Source organism: [Phormidium] sp. LEGE 05292 (assembly GCF_015207735.1).
GTDB lineage: Bacteria > Cyanobacteriota > Cyanobacteriia > Cyanobacteriales > Aerosakkonemataceae > Floridanema.
Genome location: NZ_JADEWG010000337.1, coordinates 1 through 1,313, shown reverse-complemented (window position 1 = coordinate 1,313; position 1,313 = coordinate 1). Strand labels below are relative to the sequence as shown.

The following is a 1,313-nucleotide window of genomic DNA, read 5'->3' as shown; positions in this document are numbered from 1 at the left end:
TTGACACTCACCGTGCTAAAGCAGCGGTGATTCTTCATTCATAGACTCAGCTTGCTCTGGCAGGATTGCTCCAGCCAAAGTAGAGGCCAAATCTCCTGAAGCGTTCGGATCTACGATCCAAGTTCCGACATGACCTGCCGTACTCAAGGCTGTTTTTAGAATGTTCAACGCGGCATTCCAATCCCTATCCAAAATAAATCCACATTCACAAATATGGGTTCTTATAGATAAGGATTTTTTGACTATTGCACCGCAACAGGAGCATTCCTGGGAAGTATAAGCAGGATTAACAGCAATAGTTATCTTGCCAAACTTAACTCCAAAATGTTCCAGCCATTTTCTAAATTGATACCAACCTGCATCATTAATAGATTTAGCGAGACAATGATTTTTAACTAAATTCTTAATCCGCAAATCTTCGTAGGCGATCAGATCGTTAGATCGAGTTACGCAACGCGCTATTCTCTTAGCGTGTTCTTCACGTTGCCTACTTATTTTGAGGTGTACTCGCCCTAATCTATTAATAGCTTTTTTGCGATTGGTAGAGCCTTTCTTTTTGCGAGAAACCCGCCTTTGTCTAAACTTTAGACGCTTCTCACTTGTTCGATAAAACTTAGGATTTGGTTCTGAGTAACCATTGGAATCCGTGTAGAATTCTTTAATTCCCACATCCAATCCAATCGCTTTACCTGAAGGTTGACAATCTATTTTATTGTCCACTTTTACTAAGAATTGGACATAATAACCATCAGCACGCCGAACTATCCTTGCCCGTTTTATCTGCTCTAATTGGTAGAAGTTTAAGTCCCACGTCCCCTTAAGTTTTAGTTTGCCAATCCCCTTTTTGTCTGTAAAGGTAATTTGTTTTCTAGTTTCAGAAAGCGACCATCCCGAAACTTTATATTCAACTGAACGACAGTTTTTCTTGAACCTTGGATAACCTTTCTTTCCTGGAATAGCCTTTCGGCAGTTATCGTAAAATCTCGCAATTGCCGAATAAGCCCATTCCACTGCAACCTGACAGGCATGAGAGTTTAAAGCCTTAACAAAGGGGTATTCTGCTCTTAATGCCGTGTTGTGACGATACAATTCTTTCTGTCCTATTCCGCGATTGTCCATCCAATATCGGAGGCATTTATTGCGGACAAATTGAGCAGTCCTAATTGCTTCATCAATGGCTTTATATTGAGTTGTTTTCCCTTGCGCTTTAAACTCTAGAACTATCATTTGACGTGGAAAACCTCTACGGCGTTTAGCCTAACACAATTAAAGCCGTCCTGCAAGGACGGGGCTTGTACCCATGTTTTTGGTCA

The 1,313-nt window shown here is 41.0% G+C and carries 1 protein-coding gene; it reads right to left on the bottom strand.

What is annotated here, in order from left to right; translation table 11 throughout:
- Window positions 1-15 precede the first annotated feature (15 nt).
- Window positions 16-1,227, bottom strand: coding sequence for an RNA-guided endonuclease InsQ/TnpB family protein (locus IQ264_RS32455; RefSeq protein ID WP_193986906.1), 1,212 nt, complete (start codon window positions 1,225-1,227; stop codon window positions 16-18).
- Window positions 1,228-1,313 lie beyond the last annotated feature (86 nt).

What these genes read in the sequence shown, in the direction of transcription:
- IQ264_RS32455 (WP_193986906.1), bottom strand. Translation starts at nt 1,227, where the DNA reads ATGATAGTTCTAGAGTTTAAAGCGCAAGGGAAAACAACTCAATATAAA.